Raw genomic sequence first — 20,703 nt, 5'->3', positions numbered from 1 at the left:
GTCAGACTTCGGTCGTCCGCACGCCGGTGACCACCAACCGGACGCCGTCGCGGTAGTCCGTGTCGATGGTCACGTCCCAGCCGTGGGTCTCGGCGAGCATCCGGAGATTCGGGAGTGGGAGCCCCGCCTCGCTGTCCGGGACGGCTTTCCCGTACTCGAAGTACGCCGACGAGTCCGCCCGGGCCGGCGGCGTCCCGTCGTCGGTGACGGTCAGCCGGTCGCTGCCGACGGACACCGTCACGCTGGACGCGTCGTTGTGGGCGGCAAAGCGGAAGGCGTTCTCGAAGACGGCCCGGAGCCGGTCGGGGTCGGCCTCGACGGTCCCGTCGGTCCGGACTGTGACCGCGAGGGCTTCGGCCTCGTCGGTCGTCTGCGCGGCCGTGACGGCGTCGCTCACCGAGACCGGCCGGGTCTCTTCGACGGTCTGACCGTACCGGGCTAGCTGTGCCAACCGGTCGACGACATCCGTCATCCGCTCGGCCGTCGAGCCCGCCGTCCGGAGGGAGTCTCGCGCCATCGACACGTCGCCGCCGTCGAGGGCCTCGCCGGCGATGGTGACTCGGCCCCGGACGACTTGGAGCGTGTTCAGGAGCTCGTGGCGGATGGCCGCGGCGAACCCCTCTAACTGTTCGTTCTGCCGTTCGAGTTCGCGGCGCTGGCGCTCGACGGTGGTCACGTCCGAGAAGACGACCATCCGGCCGATGTCGACCTGCCCGAGCGAGAAGCCCGTCGTGCTGACGAGGTAGAACTCGGTCCCGTCTTCGCCCTCGTGTTCCAGCACGCCGGTCTCGCTGTCGAGGGCCGACTGTACCCGCGGGAGCGCGGTCCCCAGTGGCTGACCGACCGCCCCGTCCAGTTGCGGGAACGCCGACAGCGCGAGGTTGTTGTACTCCCGGACGCGTCCGGCGTCGTCGAGATACACCACCGGGTCGTCCACCCCGTCGGTGAGCTGAACCGCGAGGAAGACGGTGTCGAAGACGTACAGCACCCCGAGCGCGAACACGGCGACCCCGAGGGGCTCGTAGTTGATGTCGAGCAGGGTGTCGCTGGCGAAGCCGACGATGTCTAGCACTACGGGGAGTCCGGTGACGGCCACCAGCGCCGCCAGCGGGCGGGTGTCGTAGTCGGACTCGAGGAACACCTCGTACAGCATGAAGAAGCCGACGGCGACCAGCGCGTACGACAGCCCCGTCACGAGCCAGTGAAACAGCTGGTGTTCTATCGTCAGATGCGGGAACGGCGTCCGGACGAACGTCGTCCGGAAGTACAGCCCGTGGAGGGGGTTGGTCACTTTGACCGCGACGATGGCGAGATACGTCACGAGCGCCGCCCGGCGGTACGAGGCCGCGCGGTGGAACGACCGTCCGGTGTACGCGGAAGCGAAGTACAGCCACGCCCCGACGGTCGTCAGCCCGACGACGAGACTCAGCAGGTACGCCCCGTACTTCGTCGCCGGTGTCGGCGCGAGCAGGTACGACAGTTCGAAGGCAGCCCACCCGCCGCTGCCGACCAACAGCCCGACCAGTCCCCGTCTGGTGTCGGGGTCGGCGACACGCCGGGCGCGAGGAACGGCAGCCAGACAGCCGGCGGCCGCACCGCCGTAGGCGACGACGTAGACGACGAGCGCGAGCGGATACCCCAACAGTTGCACGTGTCCCCACCACGGGACCCCGGCCTTTTGACTGCTTGGGGGCGATTCCAGCGAGTGATAATGGCGGGGCCGGCCCCACCGGCGACTCTCAGGTGAGGTCCGCCCCGCAGACGAACGTCGGCCAGTCGCTGATGTCGGCCCGGACCGCCGCCGCCTCGGCGACGTGTCGGGGCGTCTCCGGAATCAGGACCCGCGTGGCGTCGACGCCCAGTCGGGCGGCGTCGGCCCGCACCGCGTCGAACAGCGCGGCCGCGGCGTCGGCGTCCTCCCACGCGCCGACGGCGTACTCCGCGAGGCGGTCGCCGCCGCTGGGGTCGGTCGTCTCCCGGACCCGACAGGCCATCCCGCGCGTGCCGTCGCCGCCGACCGCGAACACCGCCCCGTCTTCGGCCAGCGCACAGAGGCCGTCGTGTGTGAGTTCCGAGAGCGCCCACGACCGGCCGCGGTCCAGCGCCAGCCCCGACAGCACCGTCCGGGCGTCGCTGTCGGTCCAGTAGCTCCACGCCACCGTCGGGTCGTTCGAGACCGGCGTCGACGGCGTCGCCTCGCGGGGGTCGGGCCGTGCCCACCGGAACGAGCAGGCCGGCTCGAACCCGGCGGCCAGTGACTGGCCCAGCCCCGCATCGTTCCACGAGAAGACCATGTTCCGGGCCACCGTCGCGCCGCGGTCGCTGGCCCACCCGAGGAGGTCGTCGACCATCGCCAGCCCGTGGCCGCCGCCGCGGTGGTCGGGGTCGACGCGAATCCCTTGGAGCCACGCCTCGTGGCCGGTCAGTGCGACGCCCTGACAGACCCCGACGGCGGTGTCGTCGACGGTGGCGACGACGGTTCGCTGGTCCGGTCCGTCGGTCTCGACCCAGTCGCGAAAGACCGCCGGGACGTACTCGGCCGTGTCGCGGTCGGCCCACACGTCCTCGACGAACGCGACCACGTCGTCGTAGTCGTCGGCCCGCGCCTGTCGCACCGTCGCAGTCATACCTGTCCCGACGGTCCCGCGGTTAAAAAAGTCGGGCGCTGGAACGTGCGGCCCCTACAGCCACGGGGTCGACCGCTGCTGTATCTCGCCCGCCAGCGACTCTCCCATCGCGTCGGCCACGTCGTCGACGTTTTCGAGCGCCCACATGAGCTTCACCGTCGCCGTCCCCGGCAGCATGTCCTCGCCCTCGACGACGCCGGCGTCGAGCAGGTCCCGGCCCGTGTCGTAGACGCGGTCACAGACCCGTCCCTCCAGACACTGGCTGGTCATCACGACCGGGATGTCGAGGTCGTCGAGGACCGCTATCCAGTCCGTGTTGACGTGTCCCAGCCCCGTCCCCTCGACGACGAGGCCGGCGCTGTCGGCGGCGGCCGCTTCGAGCAGGTCCGTCGACATCCCGGGGGTGAACTTCACCAGTTCCACGTCGGTCTCGACGGCGTCGTGGAGCGCCAGTTCCGCCTCGCCGCGCTCGGCGTGGTCCCGGCGGAACGAGACCGCGCTGTCGCCGTCGGTGTCGTAGTCCACCTCCCCCAGTGGCTTCGCGCCGACCGTCTCGAAGGCGTCCCGGCGGGACGTGTGGTTCTTGCGGACGCGGGTCCCGCGGTGGAGGGCACACCGGTCGTCCGAGGCGTCAGCGTGCATGCAGACCAGCACCTCCGCGCAGTCGCTCGTGGCGGCCTCGACGGCCGAGACGGCGTTCATCACGTTGTCCGAGGAGGGGCGGTCGGCCGACCGCTGGCTCCCCGTGAAGACGACGGGGACCGGTGTGTCGAGCATGAACGCCAGCGCCGACGCCGTGAACTGCATGGTGTCGGTGCCGTGCATCACGACGACGCCGTCCGCGCCGGCCGCTATCTCCTCGTGGACGGCGCGAGCGAGGTCCTGCCAGACCGCCGGCGTCATGTTCTCCGAGAGGATGTTCGCCACGACGCGCCCGCGGTAGTTCGCCATCCCGGCGAGGTCCGGCACCGCCCGCAACACGTCCTCGGCGTCGAACTGCGCGGTCACCGCGCCGGTGCGGTAGTCCACGGTCGAGGCGATGGTCCCGCCGGTCGAGATGAGCGACACCGTCGGGAGGTCGTCGTCGAACGCTATCTCGGAGGTCCCGCTCTCGTCCTGTGCGCTCTCCACGTCGTAGACGTCCGACTCCAGCACCTCGACGGCGGCCTCGTCGCGGTCGACGCCGACGTTGTACCCGCCGTCGAGTTTGACGACGAGGTGGTCGGGCGTGCTGGAGGGCAACAGGACGCCCTCGTAGGTTTGGGCCGCGCGCTCGACGCGGACCCGGTCGCCTGCGTTCATGGCCGTCCGTTTCCGCCGGCGCGACTTGAAGCCACTCGTTTGCCACCGGCGGCGGCCGACCGCGAGCGGGGCTGGGCCGCTCGCCGGATCACTCGGCTCGCCGAAAGGTCCATACCCGCGACGCCCCGACTCTCGGGTATGTCCGAGCGAACGACCGACCGGGAGCGAGAACGCGAGTCGTCGGTCGACCCGGCCGCCGACACCGGCGTCGGCACCGACCTCGACGGCATCGGGACGGACCAGCGGGCCGACGCCGGCGAGGCCGACGCTGGCGGGAGCTACGTCTCCGCCCGCGCGTTCCTCTACGCCGCCGCCGCGATGGTCGGGGGGTCGGTGCTGGCGAGCCTCGTCCCGCTCGTCCCCTTCGCCGCGGCGCTTGGCGTCCCCGCCGGGGCCTTCCTCCACGGCCTGTTGGCGAGCGAGCGCCGGTACGTTGAGGACGGGGTGGCCGGCGCTCTCGTCGGCTGTCTGTTGGCCGTCTCGTCGCTGTTCACGCAACTGCTGACCGCCAGCGTGGCGACCGAGAGCCTGAGCGCCTTCGCCGTTGTCGGCGTCGCCGCGGCCGTCGGCGGCGTGCTCGCGCTCGTCGGGCACTACTTCGGCCGTGACCTACGGGCGGGGCTGACCGCCGACTTAGGCTAGCTGCCAGCCGTCGCCGCCGCGTTCGAGGACGCCCAGCGACGACAGTTCCCGGAGCGCCTCCTCGACCATCTCCGGGGGGGCTTCGACCTCGCGGGCCAGCGCCGGCACCGACGAGGCACCCTTGGCGACGGCGCTGACGAGTTCGGCGTAGAGCCGACCGTCACCGTTCTCGGTGCTGTCGGCGATGCGGTCCCGCACGTCCGTCACCCGTCCCTGCACCCAGCGCTGAGCCAGCGAAAGCTCGTTTTCGAGCTGTTCGAGCTTCGCGAGTTCGGCCGCGAGGTCACGGAGGTCGCTCCCGGACTTCTCGCCGAGTTCGATGGAGAGGTGCCGACAGGTCGACATGTCGAAGCCGGGGTTTGCCGGGTAGGCGCTCTTGGTCCCGAACTCGTAGGGCGAGACGCGGACTTCGAGGCGGAGGTTCCGCGTTATCGAGAAGTACTTGCGGCGCTGCTCGTCGGTCCGTGACTCGACGAGGCCGGCGTCTTCGAGCTTTCCGAGGTGGTCGATGACCGCCTTCGGACTGACGCCGAGGTACTCGCTTATCTCCGTGACGTAACACGGCTTGTGTGCGAGCAACCGGAGTATCCGCCGCCGGTTGGCATTCCCGAGAAGGTCGAGCAACTCCGCGGAGTCCATTCACCCGAGGTTAACGTGTCGTCGGTAAAAAGGATGTCTCCTGTGACCGGTCACGCCCCACGGTCGCTCGGGGGGCCGCGGCCGTTGCCGGCGTCGCCGCCATTGCCGCCGCTTCCGCTGTCGCTTCCGCCGCCATTGCCGCTGTTGCTGTTTCCGGCGGTCCCGCTATCGCTTCCGCCGTCGCTACCGTCTGCACTACCGTCCCCGCCGTCGCTACCGCCTGCACCGCCGTCTCCGCTGTCGCTACCGCCTGCACCGCCGTCTGCACTACCGTCCCTGCCGTCGCTACCGTCTGCACTGCCGTCCCCGCTGTCGCTGCCGTCTGCACCGCCGTCTCCGCTGTCGCTACCGTCTGTATCGCCGCTTCCGGCACTGCCAGCGTCGCCGTCACCGTTGCCGGCGGCCCCGTCACTGCCGTCGCCGTCGTCCGCGCCGCTGTCGCTATCTCCACTTCCACCGCCTCCGGTGGCTCCGTCGCTCCCGCTGTCGCCGCCCGACTCCTCGGCCCCGGAACCGGCGTTTCCGGCCTGACCACCGGTGTTGCCGGCGCTACTGTCGTCGCCGTCGTCACTGTTGTCGTCACCACCGTCGTCACTGCTGGGACCACCATCGTCCGAGTTGCCATCGTCGTCACCGGTGTCGTCGGGTGGCCCGGTGTTTCCGTTGCCCGCATCGTCTGACGGGCCGGCGTCGTCGGGTGGCCCAGCGTTTCCGTTGCCGTCGCTGCCCTCGTCGGACGGGCCGGCGTTCCCGTTGCCCGCGTCGTCTGGCGGTCCGGGGTCGTCGGGCGGACCGCCGTCCGCGGGTGCGTTGCCCGTCTGGCCGTCGTCACGCCCCGCTTCGTCGGGCGGGCCGTTCGAACCGGGCGTCCCGTCGCCGCCGGTGCCGACGGGCGGGCCGCCGTCACCGGTCGCGTTTCCCGAACCACCGTCGGGGTCGTCGGTGCCGTTGCCGTCCGCCTCGCCGACAGCCGCGGGCGGCCCGACGCTGCCGTTTCCAGCGTCGGCGGGCGGGCCGCGTGTCGTGTTGGCGGCGGGTGGGCCGCCACCGAGACCACGGGCGATGGCGGCGACTTCGGGCCCCGAGAGGTCGCTCGCGTTGCGCTTGAGGCGGGCGAGTCGCGCGTCGTCGACGCCGGCCGACGCGGCGGCGGCGTCGGTGTCGTTGACCGCGGTCTTGAGCGACGTTATCCGGGCGGCGAGGCGACTCCGCTGTGCGACGTAGGCCGGCTCCGGCAGCGACCTGTTCTCGTGTCGTTCCGTGAGCGTCTCGTTCTGTCGCTGCAGGCGGTCGAGACGCTGTGAGAGTCGGCGAGTGCGGTTGTCGACCAGTTCGGGCCGTACCGAGTCGTTCGCCCGCTCGAAGCCGACCCGCCACATCCCGTTCGCGACGGTGTCGTTGGCCGCGGCCGAACTCGACTGGGCGAACGCCGTCAGTTGCGTCCCGAGTGCGCCGCCGTCGTCGCTCCCGTTCGTCGGCGTCGGCGTCGCCGTCTCCTGTGCGGCGACGGCCGGGAGCGCGAGCGCCGCGAGGACGACGACCAGCACGACCACGACGGGCTGGCGTTGACTCATCCGTACCCGTACATGACCCACCCGAACTAAAAAGCGCCACCTTCGTTCGCGCCGTTCACGCACGCCCGTGACTGTCTGAGACCGTCCAATAGCGTTTATGCCGACGCCTCGTCGAGTCTCGGGAGCCAGCGCCACGCGAGGGCGACGGCCAGCAGCGACACCCCGACGGTCGCGACAGCGAGTCCCGCGCCGGGGTCGTACCGCAGCGGCGGGTAGTAGCCGAAGGCGTAGTCGAGCGCGTCGTTGGCGAACGCCGTCACCAGCGCCAGCGCCAGCGCGCCCCGGGTCGTCCGGCCGTAGTGTGGAATCAGGAACGCCTCGGCGACGAACCCCAGATGCGTGGCGATAATGCCGAAGTACGCCCACGGGTCGGGGTAGTAGGCGTCGAACCCGAGGTTCAGCGCCACGAACGTCCAGACGCCCATCTTCACCAGCCAGACGAACGCGAACGTGTGAAGGTACGCGAGCGGCAGGTTCGCGGGCACGGCGTCCAGCGACCGGCCCAGAAAGGGCAACAGCGTCGCCAGCGATAGCGCCATCAGGAAGACGGCGGTCGGCGAGTCGGCGTACAGCGGCCAGAGGAACGTCGAGACGGCAGGCATCGTCTCGACGTAGTAGCGCACGCCGACCAACACGGCGACGGCGTTGACCAACAGGAGCCACACCAGACTCGGGGTCTGCTCCAGATAGTAGCGGGCGTACCGACGCGGGAGCGGCCCAGCGTCCATACGGCCACACCGGCCGGCCCCCGGGAAGGTCTGTCGGTCCCGCTCCGGAGCGGTGGAATTGCGAGACGGCAAAAGGGTACCGCCGAAAGCTTATGTGTGTCACTACCACACATACAACTGTCCCGATGTTCGAACAGTTCTCCCGCGGATACTATCTGGGTCGCCTCTACGTCGAGCCCACCGCCGACGGGGCGGCCGCGATGTGTCGTGAGCAACACGAGCGAGTCAACCAGCAGCTGTACGCCGACGGCTCCGGCGTCGAGCGGACAGACCTCCCGCTGGTGATGAAACTCGGCTCACAGCACTTCGCCGTCCGCGGCGACGAGCAGGTGCCGGCTGACACCCTCGCCGTCCCCGAAGGCGTCCTCGACGACGCCAACGTCCGGAACCCGCCGAGTCTCCGCGAGGTGTTCCTCGCGAAGGCCGACCACGCCGCGCAACTGCTCTCTGTCGCCGACGGCCTGCCAAGCCAGCCGAGCAGCGCGGTCTGAGCCGCGTCGGCCACTTTTAAGCCCGTCGCCGCCCGCCGTCGAGACGATGCTGGACCGGTTGCTCGGGCGCGCGTCGCTGAAAGCGCGCATCGACGAACTGGAAGAGGACAATCGCCACCTCGAACGGCAACTCGACGCCGAGGAGGAGCGCCGGGCCGAGGCGACGACGGAGCGCCAGCGCGCCGAGCGCGAGGTCAACCGACTGGAGGACCGCGTGGCGGAGCTCGAAGACCGCGTCGAGCGGCTGGGCGGCGACGCCGACGACCGCTCGTTTCGCGTCGAGGAGCGACTGCACGGCGACCGCGTCCGGGCGGTCCGGGCGCGGCTGGCGTCGTTCGAGACCGGCCCCGAGGGCGTGTTCACGGCCTACGTCGCCGACGGGCACGACCTGCCCGAGCGGGTCCGGGAGGCCTTCGGCGACCGGGCACCGCTGGTCGCCAGCGCCGCGCCCTGTCTGGCGGTGACCGACGATGCCGGCGTGCTCGCGGCCTGTCTCGACCTCCCGGCCCCGCCAGACCCCTTCGCCGCGTGGGCCGACCGCGTGCGACTGGAGCCCGCGTGGCTCGAACCGACCGGGGAACACACCGTCGCACTCGTGCGGTCGGACCTGTTCGCGCTGGGCGAGTACGACGGCCGAGAGCGGACCGCCTTCCACGGGTTCGACTCGGAACTCAAGAGCCAACACTCGAAGGGCGGCTTCTCGCAGTCGCGGTTCGAACGCCTGCGCGACCAGCAGATAGCGAGCCACCTCGACCGCTGTCGGGCTGCGATAGACGCCGCCGACCCCGAGACGCTGTACGTCGTCGGCGAATCCTCGGTGGTCCAGGAGTTCGCCGACCGGGCGGCCGCGGTCGCGGCCGTCGACGCGACCGGGGAGCCAGAGCCAGCGCTTTCCGACGCCGTCCGGTCGTTCTGGACGGTGTCCCTGCGGGTGCCCTAGGGTCGGGCCACAGTTTTAGGCCGGCGGGCGGTGTCGGTCCGGGCATGCGAGTAGCCCTCCTCACTCACGAGTCGTTCCCCGACCGGGCGAAGACCGCTGTGGGGCTGTTGCGCTACGGCGACCACGAGGTCGTCGACGTCGTCGACCGAGAGCACGCCGGCCGGCGCGTCGGCGAGTTCCTGCCGGACGTACAGGACGCCCCCATCGTCGCCTCGATGGCCGACGTGGGCGACGTGGACGCGCTCGTGGTCGGCGTGTCGCCCATCGGCGGCGCGTTCGACGAGTCGTGGCGGCCCGACGTGCGCGGGGCGCTCGAACGGGACTGTACCGTCGTCGCTGGCCTGCACGACTTCCTCGCCGACGACGAGGAGTTCGCGGCGCTCGCGGCCGACGGTGGCGGCGAACTGCGCGACCTCCGGCGGCCGCCCGACGACCTCACCGTCGCCGAGGGCAGCGCGGGCGCGGTCGACACCGCCGTCGTCGCCACCGTCGGCACCGACTGCTCGACGGGGAAGATGACCGCGGCCTTCGAACTCCGGGACGCGGCCCGCGAACGCGGCGTCGACGCCGCTGTCGTCCCGACCGGCCAGACCGGCGTCGCCATCGAGGGGAAAGGTATCGCCGTCGACCGAGTGGTGGCGGACTACGCCGCCGGCGCGGTCGAGCGACTGGTCGAGGCGGCCGCGGACCGGGACCTGCTCGTCGTCGAGGGACAGGGGTCGCTCGTCCACCCCGCCTACGCCGGCGTAACGGCGAGCGTCCTCCACGGCGCGGCCCCGGACGCGCTCGTCCTGTGTCACGAGGCCGGCCGGAAGCGGATTCACGGCTACGAGTCGGTCGAGATTCCGCCGGTCGCGGAGTGTGTCGACCTGTACGAGCGCCTGTCGGCACCGGTCGCCGGCAGCGAGGTAGTCGCCGGTGCAGTGAACACGAGCCATCTGGCCGAGCCGGCGGCCCGAGACGCCGTGGCCGACTACGGCGAGGCTCTCGGCGCGCCCGCGGCCGACCCCGTCCGCTTCGGCGTCACCGACGCGGTACTCGACGCGCTCCCGTGACCACCCCGCCGGGTCGCGGACGGCGTCACGACTGCCCGGCGGTCTGGAGCGCAAGAATCGGCGGCGTCGAGACGGTCGTTACGCGGTGGCCTCGACGGCGTCCAGCACGGCCGCGTAGTCCGGTTCGTTCGTGGGGTCGTCGGTCTCCCACGCGAACGTGACGGTGCCCTCGTCGTCGAGGACGTAGACGGCGCGGTTGGCGACGCCGTACAGGCCGAGGTCGCCGATGTCGATTTCGAGGCCGTAGGCCTGAATCGCCTCGCGGCTCATGTCGCTGACGAGGTCGAACTCGAGTCCGTGCTCCTCGCGGAAGGCGTTGAGCGAGAACGCCGAGTCGGCGCTGAGGCCCAGCAGCGTCCCCCCGGCGGCCTCGATGTCGCCGAGGCGCTCCTGAAACGCCACCATCTCGTTGGAACACGGCGGCGTGAACGCGCCGGGGAAGAAGGCGAGCACGACGGGCCCGTCGCCGAGGTGGTTCGAGAGGTCGAAGGCCTCGACCTCGCCGTTGGCTATCGTCGCGTCGATGCTCGGTGCGGAGTCTCCTTCTGAGACCATGTGTCCCGGTTCGGGCCGGAGCCGAAAAAGGCACTGCCTAACGGCGAACGACGGGGGCGGCGTCGGCCGCCCGCTGGCTCACACCCACTCGTCGAAGGAGTGGTGCGTGTCGCTGGCTGCGAGGTAGTCCCGCTGCATCTCGGCGATGGCCTCGTCGAGGGCGCACCCGTCGTCGAGGTGCGCGCGGACGCGGGCGACCTTCCACGAACTCGGCGTCTCGCCGGCCTCGTAGCGGCGCTCGATGGGACCGAGGTACTCGTCGATGCGGGCCTCGGGCACGCCCTGTGTCGCCAACCCCTCGCGGGCGTACCGGAACACCTCGTCGTAGACGACCGCAGGGTCCGTGGTCCGCTCGCCGTGGACGGTCACCCACGAGAGGTCCGCGTCGAGACCGTCCCGGGCCGCCGCGTAGAAGCTCCGTCTCGCCTCCTGCCACGGCAGTTCGGCCAGCGGGTGGTCGACGGCGACGAGGCCCCGGACGAGCCCCACGGTGAGCGTCTGGAGGCCGATGACGTCCTTGACGTGGGGTTGGGTGGGGAGGGGTCGGTACTCGATGCGCAGCGAGCGCTCGTCGCTGGCCCCCTCGACGGGGTCGCCACCGACGACACAGCGGAGCCACCGCCAGTAGGTCCCGCGCTTGTGGTCGAACTCCCAGACGGCGTCGTGGAGCGACTCGCGCTCGTCCTCGTGGAGCCACTCCCGGAGGAAGGGGCCAAAGAGGTCGTCGGCGACGACGCGGTCGACGACGTCCGTCGCCGCGTCGATGTCCCGCGGGACCCGCACCTTGGGGTTCTCGCTGGTGTTGACCGATAGCTCGAAGGCGGCGATGCGGAGTTCGTGGTGGGTGTTGGCACAGAGCCACTCGCCGTCGACATCGTCGTACATGTCCGCCGGGAGAAACGGCGAGTTCGCCGACAGGGCCAGCAACGGCCCGAGCGTCCGGATAGCGGCGTTGTAGTGGGCCGGCAGGGCGTCGCTGTCGGGAATCTGGAGGTGGGGCTGGATGGAGGTCGCCAGCGACTCGAAGAGGATGGTGGGGAAGGTCCCCTCGTAGCCCGGCACGTCGAAGGGAATCTCGCCGCCGGCGTGGCGCAGCGCCTCGTTGTCCAGCGACACGTACCGCGGGGCCTGTCGCATGTTGTCGGCGAAGACGACGCCCTCGCGGCGGTCGTGGGCCGAGAGATAGGACTCGGTGCCCTCCTCGGGCGGGACGGTCCACATCGCGTCCAGAATCAGGTCGCAGTGGTGCTTGCTCGCCTGCTGGCGGGCCTGCTTGGTCCGCATCTCGACGGCCGTCGTCTGCACCTCCAACCCGGTGCCGTCGAAGGTGTCGGGCTCGGTGTTGACCTCGGCGTTGTGCAGCCCCAGTTCCTTGTTGGCCGCGCCCTCGAACACCGCCTCGGGCAGTCGCGTCAAGCGCCCCTCCCACGCCGCCGGGTCCATGTAGGGCTCGTCGTCGCCGTCGTCGTCGGCCGCTACCGCCGGCTCCGCGTCGGCCAGCGGGTTCTCCGGCCCGTCGTCGGCCAGCGGGCTGTCCGGGTCCACGTCCAGCGACGGTCCCTCGCCCGGGCCGAACGGCTCCGTGGAGCGGTCGGCATCCGTCTCCGAGTCCGACCCGTCGTCGGGCTCTAGCGACGGCCCGCCCCCGTCGTCGGGTTCCAGCGACGCGCCGTTCCCGCTCCCCGGTTCCGCCGGCGCGTCGAGAGAGCCACTCCACGGGGCGCTGCCGCCGCCGCTCCCGAGGTCGGCGTCCGCGGCGTCCGCCTCGTCGCTCCCTTCCGCGTCGCCGTCGTCCGTCTCGGTCCCGTCGTCGGGTTCGGGCGGCTCCGGCTCCGCATTGACGGCGTACAGCTCCACCTCCAGTCCGACCGAGAACGCCTCGTTGTCGAACTCGCCGGCCTCGATGGCGTCGCGCAGCCCCGCCGCCTGCTCGTCGACCCGCTCCGCGAACGTGGCGGCCGACTCGTCTGCGAGCGACTTGGTCACCAGGTCGACGACGTCGTCCATGCCAGCTATGTGTTCGTTCTCCGGTATAAGTATCCCGCCGGCGCGGGACCACCACACGTTTGCCGGCGGGAGGCGACAGCGACGTATGGCGGACGAACTCGCGTGGGAGACGGTCGGCAGCGAACGGGCCTACACCTGTCCGGGCTTCGACGTGGTCCACGAGGACGTGGTCCTGCCCGACGGCACCGAGACGGACTTCGACTACCTCCGGGAGGGCGACAGCGTCGTCGTCCTGCCGTTCACGCCCGACGGCGAGGTGGTCGTCATCGAGGAGTGGCGGCAGGCGGTCAAGCGGGTCAACCGCGGCCTGCCGGCGGGGTCGATGGAGGCCGCCGACGCCGAGCCGCGGGCTGCGGTCGCCCGCGAGCTACGGGAGGAGACCGGCTACGAGGCCGACAGCGTCGCCCACCTCTACACGGCCGAGCCGGCCAACGGCTACTGCGACTCGGTCTTTCACTACTTCGTCGCCGAGGGGTGCGAGCCGACGGCCGAGCGGGACCTCGATTTCGACGAGTCAATCCGCGTCGACACGGCGGCGTTCGAGGAGCTGCTGGCGGCCGTTCGGGACGGCGAGCTACGGGACGGACGCTCGGCGACCGGTATCATGCACTACGCGCTGTTCGAGCGGTGAGCGGCGGGGAACACAACCCTTAGGCGCGCGCCCGACCGACGGCGTGGCATGACACACTTCGAGGTCCGCGAGTACGACGCCGCGGGCCGACTGGGCGAACTGGAGGTCCCCCGGGCGGGCGTCACCGTCGAGACGCCGACCATCCTCCCCGTCGTCAACCCCCACGTCCAGACGGTCGCCCCGTCGACGCTGGAGTCCGAGTTCGGCGCGGAGATACTCATCACGAACAGCTACATCCTCCACGGCTCCGAGGACCTGCGCGAGCCGGTCCTCGAACGGGGACTACACGACCTGCTGGACTTCTCGGGCGCTATCATGACCGACTCGGGGTCGTTCCAGCTCGCGGAGTACGGCGACATCGACGTGACCACCGAGGAGATACTCCGGTTCCAGCGGGACATCGGGAGCGACATCGGGACGCCGGTCGACGTGCCGACGCCGCCCGACGTGGACCGCGAGCGCGCCGCCGAGGAACTGGCGACCACGCAGTCCCGGCTGGCGACGGCCGCCGAGGCCGACACCGGCGAGATGCTCGTCACCGCGCCGGTGCAGGGGTCGACCTACCCCGACCTCCGCGAGCGGGCCGGCGAACACGCCGCCGCGTCGGGACTGGACGTGTTCCCGCTTGGCGCGGTCGTCCCGCTGATGAACGAGTACCGCTACGGCGACCTCGCGGACGTGGTCGCGGCCTGCAAGCGCGGGCTCGGCGAGGTCGGGCCGGTCCACCTGTTCGGCGCGGGCCACCCGATGATGTTCGCGCTCGCGGCCGCGCTGGGGTGTGACCTGTTCGACTCCGCCGCCTACGCGCTGTACGCCCGCGACGACCGCTACCTCACGGTCCGTGGCACCGAGCAGGTCGACGACCTCGCGTACTTCCCCTGTGAATGTCCGGTCTGTGTCGACCACGCGCCCGCGGACCTCGACGGGATGGACGCCGACGCCCGCGAGGAACTGCTCGCCCGGCACAACCTCTACGTCACCTACGGGGAGATACGCCGCGTCCGGCAGGCCATCCGGGCCGGGAACCTCTTGGAACTGGTCGACGCCCGGGCGCGGGGCCACCCGGCGGTCCTCGACGGCTACCGGGCGTTACTGGACCACGCCGCGCAGTTGGAGCGGACCGACGCGGTCTCCAAAGACGCCTTCTTCTACACCTCGGCCGAGAGCGCCCGCCGGCCGGAGGTGTTGCGCCACCACGAGCGGCTGGACCGCTTCGAGATAGCCGGCGAGTCGGTGCTGCTGACGCCGGGCAACGCCAACGACGACTACGACGAGTCGTGGGGGCTACAGCCACCGTTCGGCCCGTACCCGCGGGAACTCGCCGGGACGTACCCGCTGACCGCCGAGACGCCCGCCCGACTGGACCGCGCGGCCTACGAGGCCGCCGCCGACGGCGTCGCGCGGTTGGTCGACTGCCACCCCGGCGTCGAGTTCACGCTGGCCCACGACGGCTGGCCCGCGACGGCGCTGGAGCGCGTACCCGACGCCGTGACGGTGCGGGACTTACACGACCGGGACTGACGCGGGCGGCCGACATCACCCGTCGCGGTACAGCGGCCGCCAGTCGGCGTCGCGGCGGGCCGGCACCCCCATCGTCACCGTCGCGTCGCCGTCGACGCGGGCGTGGTCGAACGAGCGCCCGCCGTCGACGGTCGCCGGTGCCCACTCTATCAGCCGCACGTCGTCGAGGGTCGCGGTGCGAGTCCCGGTGTTGGGCGGCGAGAGCGAGACGAGGACGTTGAGGTGTGTCGCGCCGCTCGGCGGGTCGACGCGTCGGGCGGCCACGCGCCACTCGTCGCCGGTCGCGCCGAGGGACCACCGCTCGCGCTCGATAGCGGAACCGGTCGTGGCGGCGTACCACGCCACCTCCAGTTCGAGGCCTGCGCTCGCGGCCGACCGGTAGTTCACGCTCGCGGTCAGCGGGCCGTCGACGGGAACCCGGTGACTGTTCGAAAGGACGACGTTGGCCGAGTTGCCGGCGATGCGGCGCAACCGGACGCCGCCGCTCCCGTCGACGCCGAAGGTCGCACCGCTCGCGCTCGGGCCCCGGCTGAACCGCCAGAGCGCCCCGTCGTAGCCGGTCCCGTCGACGTCGACGCTCTCGAAGGTCCCGGTCGGGAGCAGGTCGCGGCCGAGCCGTACGTCGCCCGAGTCCACGTCCCGAACCCAGCCGGTCCGTCGGCCGTAGACCGTCCCCTCGCCGGTGAGCGATACCGTCGCCGTCGACGGCGGTTCGGTGCCCGCGCCAAGCGCCAGCCCGGTACGGGTCACGCGGGCGTCGGGCGTCGAGCGGCCGGCGGTCCGCCACGTCACCGTCCGGTTGGGCTTCCCGACGACGCCGTGGGGGACGAACCCGTCGACGAGGAGCGGGTCGAGGACGACCCGCGCGACGCCGTCGGCGGTCACGTACGCCGTCAGGAGGTACGTCGGGAACGTCGGCCACAGCGTCTGGTCGAAGACGAGGTTTCCGAGCGACCACGCCACGACGGTCCCGTCCCGGCGCTCGATGCCGCCGACGACGTGGGGGTGGTGGTTCACCACGAGGGTCGCGCCGGCGTCGACCGCGGCGTCGGTGAGCGTCCGCATCCGCTCGGTGGGTCGGGGGCGGTAGGGCTCGCCGCCGTGAATCTGGACGACCACCACGTCGGCGCGACGGCCGGCGCGCTCGACGCGGCGGGCGAGGGCGTCGGGCGCGGCCTCGGCGACGCCGACGCCGGCGGGTACCGCGTACGACTCGCCGTCCTGCGTGACGGTGGTCGGCCGGCCCGCCGTCCGGTCGGCCGACCAGTGGAAGCCGTCCCGGGGACCGACGAGGTCCGAGCAGGACACCAGCGCCACGGAGAGGCCAGCTATCTCCGCCGTCGCCGGCCGCCACGCCGACGCGGTGTCGAACCCGGCCCCGGAGTGGGCGATGCCGGCACTGTCGAGGGTCCGCACCGTGTCTCGGAGGCCGGGTGCGAGCGCGTCGAACGCGTGGTTGTTGCCCAGCGCGGCGTAGTCGACGCCGGCGTCGGCGAGGGCGTCGCCGGCGACCGGGTGGGAGGTGAACGTGTACGCCTTCTCCGGGTGGCGGACCGGTGACGTCGTCAGGGGGGATTCGAGGTTGACCGACGTGAGGTCGGCGCTCGACAGCAGCGGTTCGACGTAGTCGAGGACGCGCTCGTGGTCCGCGCGGCTGCTGGGCTCGATGGTGTGTCGCGGGTCGAGGCGGTCCGAGGACGGCTCCTCGAACCGGCGGCCGAACATCACGTCGCCGCCGAACGCGAGCGCGGCGGTGCCCGCCGAGCCGACGAGAGTCACGTCCACCGGCGTCCCCGGGGTGGCGGCGACCACCCGCTCGATGTAGCCGTCGGCGGTCGCCCGGAGCCACACGGGCCGGTCGAGTTCGAGCGCGAACCGGCCGTCGTCGCCGGTCGTCGTCGCGGCGAGTCGGCGGCTGTCCCGTCCCAGCGCGGTAACGGCCGCCCCGGCGACCGGCGCGCCGTCGGTGTCCCCGACGCGCCCGGCGAGGCGACCGTCGGGGACCTGCGGCGCGTCGTCGTCCCGTCCCGCCTCGGGGAACACGTCGGTCAGGCCCCCACAGCCGGCGACGCCGGCCGAGACGCCGACACCCAGCGCCCGCAGGACCCGGCGTCTGGACGTGTACTCGGTCATCCGGCTCCCTCCGGCGGCGCGTCGACGGCGTCCGGGAGCGTCTCGTCGTCGGCGTCGGCCTCGGCGGCCGTCGACCGGGCCTCCCCCGACCGGGCGGTGCTATCGAGCGCTCTCGCGTCGATGGCCCGCTGGAGGTCCCGCATGAACGCCGTGACGGTGTTGCCTACAACGAGGACCGGGTCGCCGGCCGCGAGCGTGTCGTCGAGGACCGCGTCGGCCGAGCGCCGACCGGTGTCGTGGCGGACGACGGGAAAGGGGGTGTTCACGTCGAACAGGTGCTGGGTGTCGCCGACGACGTGTGCGCGCTCGATAGCGCCGTCCTCGTACAGTTCGGTGAGATACCGGATGAACGAGGCCGTCCGGCCCCGCCGGTCCGCCCGGAGGTTGACCAGCGGCGTCACGACGGTCTCAGTCCCGCCGAGCAGCGCGCGCCGGACGAGTTCGGTGCTCTGTACGTCGTTGACCGCCGCCGCGTTGTAGAGGCGTCCCGCCGGAAGCCGTCGCCACGCCGGACGGAACGACTCGGCGTACTCGGCGAGCGTCGCGTCCGGGAGCGGGGGCTCACCGACCGCCGCGAGGACCTCGTCGAGCCCGTACACCACCTCCGCGCCGGGGACCGACCGCCGCTCGGCCGGCGGGTCGACGAACGTGACCGGGGCGTCGCGCCGGTCGAGTTCCGCCGCGACGTACCCCCGGAGCTGTTCGTTGGCCTCGCCACAGACGACGCGGGTCCCGCGTGGCACGCTCCGGGCCAGCGACCGGGCTATCTGCACCCGGTTGCTCCCGAGCGTGTCGAGGTGGTCCTCGCGGACGTTCGTCACGAAGACGACGTCTGGCTCGACGAACCGCTCGTTGACCAGCCGCGTCGTGTACTGTCGGATACCCTGGTTCTCGAAGATGGCGACGTCGACGTCCGCGTCCGCGAACGACCGGAGGACGCGCTCGTTCTCGTACAGGCGCACCTGCGACCCCCGGCCGATGTCCTCGACGGTGCCGTTGTGGATGACGCGCGGGTGGTCGCCGGTCACCTTCGCCAGCGTGTCGTAGCCCCGGCCGTGGAAAGCGTCGTGGAGCCAGCGGACGGCCGAGGACTTGCCGCGGACGCCGGCGACGGCGATGCGGATGTCGATGTCGGCGAGCCGACGGCGGTGTATCGGTCCGGCCCCCAGCGCCTCGCTCACGCCGCGTCCGGCCAGTCCGGCGAGCCGTCGGAAGTCGTCCCCGTCGGTCGGGAGCAGGTCGCCGAACTCGTCGAGAGCGCGTCGCCAGTCGGGGCTCACGACGGCTCACCCTCGCGTCGCTCCTCGTTCCGGATGGCTCCCTCGACGCGGCCGACCAGTCCGTCCGGACGGCTCCGTTCGAGGCGATACAGCACCGCGCCGCCGGGCAGGAGCGCCAGTCCACCGACCGCGAGATGCACCTGCCGCACGTCCTGCAGGAAGCCGCTTGGCGGCGGGACGATAGCCAGCCGCGCGAGGAAGACGACGGCGACGAACACCGCGGCCGTCACGGCGACCGTCGCCCGTCGTTCGGCGGGCGGCACGACGTGGAGGTTGTACGCGGTGACTCCGCCGAACAGCCCGACGAAGAAGGGGAGGAGACCGTGTCGCGTCGGGACGACGACCACGAGCGAGAGCATCGAGAACAGGCCGAAGATGACTCCCACGGCGAGCAGGACGCGGCCGTACAGCAGCGTCCAGCGGTGGACCGCTTGCACGCCGGCGTAGACGACGGCGCTCGTCACGACCCAACAGGGCAGCAGCCACGCGTTCCGGAAGCCGATGAGGACCACCAGCGGGAGGACGATGACGCCGGCGATGCGGAGCCCGTACCGCGCCCGCAGGAACTCGGTGACGCCCATGCTGAACGCGACCAACCCCAGCGTGAGCCGGTTGGACGCGATGACTGGCAGCGGCGGGCGGTCGACGGTCAGCCCGAACGCGATGGCGATGTCCGACTCGGGGCTGAGCAACAGCGGCGAGAGAGTATCCGACAGCGGCGTCAGCCCGACCACGATGGTCAACAGGATACCGACGACCGTCAGCCCGAGCAAGACCGCGAGGCTGACGACCGCATCGAGTACTCGCTCCTCCAGTTCGAGCCGGTGGAAGTTGTACGCCGCGATACCGGGGAGGATGCTGCCGACGAACTCGACGCCCGTGACCGCCCCCTGAAAGTCGAACCCGAAGGCGACGAGTTCGAACGCGGTGACGGGGACGAGCGCCCCGACGAGCACCGAGAACACGAACAGCTGACGCCCGTACAGCGGGAGCCGACGTTTGACGTACGCGATGGCCGCGTAGGCCGCCAGAATACTGGTGACGAACACCGGGAACGTGCCGAAACTCCGGAGCAGGTACACCGCGACCAGCGGGACGACGATGACGCCGCCCAGACGGAGCCCGCGGAGTTGCGCCGCTGCGATGCCCGCCAGAAGTCCCAACAGCATAATCGTCGTCGCGATTAGCATCTCGTGTCCCCACACCCTCGCTGTACGCGGTACGGCAGTCTGACCGCTAGGTGATTCCCGGGGCAATAAATACATTGTGTGTTATCGACAGCTGTGTTCGCCGCCCTTTCGGGCCGGAAAGGGCGTGAGACAGCGTACCAAGAAATCGAACGATAGAACGCTTACACGACTGGGCCGTCGGCGGGCGTAGCGAGCGACTACGGCGCTCGCTACGCCTGCTCCAGCCGCGTCCCGTCCCGCGGGCAGTAGTCGAACGCGTCGCTGTCGGTCCGGAAGTCACAGCGCGGGCAGGCCTTCGTCGGCGGGCGTTCGGTCGCCCGGCCGCGGAACAGGAAGGGGACGAACGGCAGGACGAGGAAGACGGCGAGGGTGTCGAAGTACCACCACAGCGCGGCGGTGACGGCGACGCTCACGAGCAGGCCGACGGCGGCCGTCGCGATGCGGGAGCGGACCACGCCGGTCGTTGGTCCGCAACGGCCAAAAGCCGACCGGCGCGGCTACGACGGCCGCTCGTAGTCGGGGTCGACCATCCGGGCCGAAATCGGCTCCGGGTCCCCGGGCGTGAGGTTGTACTCGGCGAAGTCCGCGACGCCGGCCTCCCGGAGCAGCGCCTCGTCGTAGACGGCGTTGCCGGTGAACGTCGCGGGGTCCCGCGAGAGGATTTCGAGGACGGTGTCGGCGACGATGGCGGGGCTGCGCCAGTCGTCCTCGGTGCCCAGCCCGAAGTACCGCGTCGCCCGCGTGTCGATGGCGGTGACCGGCCAGAAGGCGTTACAGCCCACGTCGTGGCCGCCCAGTTCCGCGGCCAGCGAGAGCGTGACGAAGGTCATCCCGAGCTTCGACCACGCGTAGGGGGCGTGACCGGGTGCCCGGTCGACAGTCACCGGCGGGGCGTTGGTCAGCACCCACGCGTCCCGGTCGACGGACTTCAGGTGGTCGGCGAAGGCCCGGGCAGTGAGGTAGGTGCCCCGGACGTTCACCTCGGTCAGGAGGTCGAAGCGGTCGGGGGGCAAGTCCTCGGTCGGGGCCAGTTGGATGGCGCTGGCGTTGTTGATGACGACGTTGACCTCGCCGAAGCGGTCGATGGCCCGCTCGGCGGCGGCCGCGACGCTGTCGGGGTCGCGCACGTCCACCTGTATCGGCAGGGCCTCGACCCCCCGTTCCTCCACCTCGCGGGCCGTCTGCTCGATGGACCCCTCCAACTCCCGGTCCTCGCCGTAGTCGCCGTCCTCGGTGGTCTTGCCCGTCGAGACGACGTTACAGCCCTGTTCGGCCAGCGCCAGCGCGACGGCCTTCCCGATGCCGCGGGTCGTCCCAGTGATGAAGGCGGTGCTGCCGGCGAGGTCCGGCTTCGTCGGTGCCATGCCCCCGGTTGGGGTGTCTGGGGT

General features: G+C 71.4%; 19 protein-coding genes. 6 read left to right on the top strand and 13 right to left on the bottom strand.

All coding sequences use genetic code 11. The features are described 5' to 3' along the window. Nucleotide 1 precedes the first annotated feature (1 nt). From ACV7JO_RS02210 to gatD, 3 genes are all read right to left on the bottom strand, one after another. On the bottom strand, nt 2–1,651 hold the full coding sequence (locus ACV7JO_RS02210; protein ID WP_470354711.1) for a histidine kinase N-terminal 7TM domain-containing protein: 1,650 nt from the start codon (nt 1,649–1,651) through the stop codon (nt 2–4). An 88-nt stretch (nt 1,652–1,739) separates the two neighbouring features. After that, nucleotides 1,740–2,627: a GNAT family N-acetyltransferase gene (locus tag ACV7JO_RS02205; protein WP_470354710.1), complete on the bottom strand. Its 888-nt coding sequence runs from the start codon at nt 2,625–2,627 to the stop codon at nt 1,740–1,742. Nucleotides 2,628–2,681: 54 nt separating this feature from the next. Continuing rightward, nucleotides 2,682–3,929: a Glu-tRNA(Gln) amidotransferase subunit GatD gene (gene gatD, locus ACV7JO_RS02200; protein ID WP_470354709.1), complete on the bottom strand. Its 1,248-nt coding sequence runs from the start codon at nt 3,927–3,929 to the stop codon at nt 2,682–2,684. 138 nt (nt 3,930–4,067) lie between these two features. On the opposite strand from gatD, the gene ACV7JO_RS02195 reads away from it, so the two are divergent. After that, nucleotides 4,068–4,571: a hypothetical protein gene (locus ACV7JO_RS02195; RefSeq protein WP_470354708.1), complete on the top strand. Its 504-nt coding sequence runs from the start codon at nt 4,068–4,070 to the stop codon at nt 4,569–4,571. On the opposite strand, the gene ACV7JO_RS02190 is transcribed toward ACV7JO_RS02195, so the two are convergent. The 3 genes from ACV7JO_RS02190 to ACV7JO_RS02180 all read right to left on the bottom strand — a co-directional run bounded on the left by ACV7JO_RS02190 (nt 4,563) and on the right by ACV7JO_RS02180 (nt 7,512). Further along, nucleotides 4,563–5,210 (bottom strand): metalloregulator ArsR/SmtB family transcription factor, encoded by a 648-nt coding sequence (locus ACV7JO_RS02190; protein ID WP_470354707.1) that lies wholly within the window; start codon nt 5,208–5,210, stop codon nt 4,563–4,565. The two genes, ACV7JO_RS02195 and ACV7JO_RS02190, sit on opposite strands and share 9 nt — an antisense overlap. A gap of 50 nt (nt 5,211–5,260) precedes the next feature. Further along, the gene (locus tag ACV7JO_RS02185; protein ID WP_470354706.1) at nt 5,261–6,784 is read right to left on the bottom strand and encodes a hypothetical protein; all 1,524 of its coding nucleotides are present in this window, start codon (nt 6,782–6,784) and stop codon (nt 5,261–5,263) included. A 95-nt stretch (nt 6,785–6,879) separates the two neighbouring features. After that, the gene (locus tag ACV7JO_RS02180) at nt 6,880–7,512 is read right to left on the bottom strand and encodes a DUF1405 domain-containing protein (RefSeq protein WP_470354705.1); all 633 of its coding nucleotides are present in this window, start codon (nt 7,510–7,512) and stop codon (nt 6,880–6,882) included. Nucleotides 7,513–7,637: 125 nt separating this feature from the next. Between ACV7JO_RS02180 and ACV7JO_RS02175 the strand changes: the two genes are divergently transcribed. The 3 genes from ACV7JO_RS02175 to ACV7JO_RS02165 are packed head-to-tail and all read left to right on the top strand — an operon-like array spanning nt 7,638 to nt 9,998. Then, entirely contained in the window at nt 7,638–8,003 is a 366-nt protein-coding gene (locus ACV7JO_RS02175) for a DUF5802 family protein (protein WP_470354704.1), read from the top strand. A gap of 46 nt (nt 8,004–8,049) precedes the next feature. Continuing rightward, nucleotides 8,050–8,943, top strand: coding sequence for a Vms1/Ankzf1 family peptidyl-tRNA hydrolase (locus ACV7JO_RS02170; RefSeq protein ID WP_470354703.1), 894 nt, complete (start codon nt 8,050–8,052; stop codon nt 8,941–8,943). Nucleotides 8,944–8,987: 44 nt separating this feature from the next. Next, nucleotides 8,988–9,998 (top strand): DUF1611 domain-containing protein, encoded by a 1,011-nt coding sequence (locus ACV7JO_RS02165; RefSeq protein WP_470354702.1) that lies wholly within the window; start codon nt 8,988–8,990, stop codon nt 9,996–9,998. A gap of 78 nt (nt 9,999–10,076) precedes the next feature. Here ACV7JO_RS02165 and ACV7JO_RS02160 read toward each other — a convergent pair whose 3' ends face one another. After that, complete coding sequence (locus ACV7JO_RS02160; protein ID WP_470354701.1) at nt 10,077–10,553, bottom strand: redoxin domain-containing protein; 477 nt, start codon at nt 10,551–10,553, stop codon at nt 10,077–10,079. A gap of 78 nt (nt 10,554–10,631) precedes the next feature. Next, nucleotides 10,632–12,560, bottom strand: coding sequence for a glutamate-cysteine ligase family protein (locus ACV7JO_RS02155; protein ID WP_470354700.1), 1,929 nt, complete (start codon nt 12,558–12,560; stop codon nt 10,632–10,634). Nucleotides 12,561–12,645: 85 nt separating this feature from the next. Here ACV7JO_RS02155 and ACV7JO_RS02150 point away from each other — a divergent pair, with 85 nt between their 5' ends. Together ACV7JO_RS02150 and tgtA are read left to right on the top strand one after the other, a co-directional pair. Continuing rightward, the gene (locus tag ACV7JO_RS02150) at nt 12,646–13,191 is read left to right on the top strand and encodes an NUDIX hydrolase (protein ID WP_470354699.1); all 546 of its coding nucleotides are present in this window, start codon (nt 12,646–12,648) and stop codon (nt 13,189–13,191) included. Nucleotides 13,192–13,239: 48 nt separating this feature from the next. Continuing rightward, nucleotides 13,240–14,712, top strand: a complete 1,473-nt coding sequence (gene tgtA, locus ACV7JO_RS02145; RefSeq protein WP_470354698.1) for a tRNA guanosine(15) transglycosylase TgtA — start codon at nt 13,240–13,242, stop codon at nt 14,710–14,712. Nucleotides 14,713–14,727: 15 nt separating this feature from the next. Here tgtA and ACV7JO_RS02140 read toward each other — a convergent pair whose 3' ends face one another. The 5 genes from ACV7JO_RS02140 to ACV7JO_RS02120 form a co-directional block, all read right to left on the bottom strand. Continuing rightward, nucleotides 14,728–16,845, bottom strand: a complete 2,118-nt coding sequence (locus tag ACV7JO_RS02140; protein WP_470354697.1) for a CapA family protein — start codon at nt 16,843–16,845, stop codon at nt 14,728–14,730. Next, the gene (locus ACV7JO_RS02135; RefSeq protein ID WP_470354696.1) at nt 16,842–18,125 is read right to left on the bottom strand and encodes a Mur ligase family protein; all 1,284 of its coding nucleotides are present in this window, start codon (nt 18,123–18,125) and stop codon (nt 16,842–16,844) included. Before ACV7JO_RS02135 ends, ACV7JO_RS02140 begins: the two co-directional genes overlap by 4 nt. After that, complete coding sequence (locus ACV7JO_RS02130; protein WP_470354695.1) at nt 18,122–19,315, bottom strand: poly-gamma-glutamate biosynthesis protein PgsC/CapC; 1,194 nt, start codon at nt 19,313–19,315, stop codon at nt 18,122–18,124. Before ACV7JO_RS02130 ends, ACV7JO_RS02135 begins: the two co-directional genes overlap by 4 nt. A 209-nt stretch (nt 19,316–19,524) precedes the next feature. After that, on the bottom strand, nt 19,525–19,770 hold the full coding sequence (locus ACV7JO_RS02125) for a hypothetical protein (protein WP_470354694.1): 246 nt from the start codon (nt 19,768–19,770) through the stop codon (nt 19,525–19,527). A gap of 42 nt (nt 19,771–19,812) precedes the next feature. Then, on the bottom strand, nt 19,813–20,679 hold the full coding sequence (locus tag ACV7JO_RS02120; protein ID WP_470354693.1) for an SDR family oxidoreductase: 867 nt from the start codon (nt 20,677–20,679) through the stop codon (nt 19,813–19,815). Nucleotides 20,680–20,703: the final 24 nt, after the last annotated feature.

It is taken from the genome of Haloarcula sp. MBLA0138 (assembly GCF_055632455.1).
The sequence above is the reverse complement of the archived record's forward strand: the minus strand, read 5'-3'. Positions and strand labels throughout refer to the sequence as shown.